The sequence below is a fragment of the Streptomyces sp. NPDC016469 genome (assembly GCF_040632905.1).
GTDB lineage: Bacteria > Actinomycetota > Actinomycetes > Streptomycetales > Streptomycetaceae > Streptomyces.
The window spans coordinates 1-1274 of record NZ_JBEYCQ010000118.1 but is presented as its reverse complement, the minus strand read 5'-3'; the positions used below and the strand labels follow the sequence as shown (position 1 = coordinate 1274).

At 74.3% G+C, this 1274-nt stretch carries 1 protein-coding gene; it reads right to left on the bottom strand.

The features are described from left to right. The coding region (locus tag ABZ565_RS35660) for an alcohol dehydrogenase catalytic domain-containing protein (RefSeq protein WP_361036465.1) at positions 1–1274 on the bottom strand (1274 nt) is incomplete at both ends.

Genomic DNA, 1274 nt, shown 5'->3' with positions numbered 1-1274 from the left:
CGTGCCGAACACCTCTGCGCCCAGATGCCGGGCGATCTGGGTGGCGGCCATCCCGACCCCGCCCGCCGCGGAATGGATGAGCAACCGCTCGCCCGGCCGCAGCCCCGCCAGATCCGTCAGACCGTAATACGCCGTCAGGAAGACGATCGGCGTCGCCGCCGCCTCGGTGAACGTCCAGCCGGCCGGAATGTGGCCGAGCGTCCGGTGGTCGGTGACGGCGACGGGCCCGGCACCCTCGGAGAACAGGCCCATCACCCGGTCGCCCACGGCGAGGGAGGTGACTCCGGGGCCTGTCTCCAGGACGACGCCCGCGCCCTCGCTGCCCATCGGCGCCTCGCCGGGGTAGCTGCCGAGGGCGATGAGGACGTCGCGGAAGTTGGCGCCCACGGCCCGTACGGCGACCCGGACCTGGCCTGAGGCGAGCGGCCCGGCGGCGTCCTGTGACGGGACCAGGGCGATGTTCTCCAGGGTGCCCTTGCCGGTGCTGCCCAGGCGCCATGCCCCGGTGTCGACGGGCGGGGTCAGTACGTCGGCGGCAGCGGCCCCGGCGCGGGTGAGCCGGTTGGCGTACACCGTGCCCTGGCGGAGGGTGAGTTGGGGCTCGTCGTCGGTGGCGGACACGGCGGCGGCCAGTGCGGCGACGTCGGCCGGCTCGGCCGGAGCGAGGTCCAGCAGGACGAACGCGTCCGGGTTCTCCGTCTGCGTGGCACGCACCAGACCCCACACCGCGGCACCGGCCAGGTCGTCCAGCAGGTCGCCGCGGTGGGTGGCGACGGCGCCGGTGGTGACGACGACGAGCCGCGAACCCGCGGACCGGCCCTCGGCCAGCCACTGCTGCGCGGCCTCCAGGACGTACGCGAGAGCGCCGCGGGTCTCCTGGCCGGCCGGGACCGGCAGGAACACCGTCTCCGGCACCGGGCCCTCGGCGGCGAACAAGGCCGTCAGGTCCGGGTGGCGCACGGTCTCCTCGCCGAGTCCGGCGGCGAGCTCCGGGCCGGGCGTGCCGATCACGGCGACCGGGGCGTCCGAGGTCCCGGTCTCGTCAGCCCGTACCGGGGTCCAGTCGACACCCAGCAGGATTCCTCCGTCGGTGGCCGGCGGCTCGGCGCTGATCGGCCGGAGCACCAGCTCACCGATGGTTACCACCGGCTGCCCGGTCTCATCGGTCGCGCTGATCCGGACTGTGTCGGGGGTGGTGGGGGTGAGGTGGGCGTGGAGGGTGGTGGGGTGGGTGGCGTGGAGGGTGATGTTGTTCCAGGCGAAGGGGATGCGTT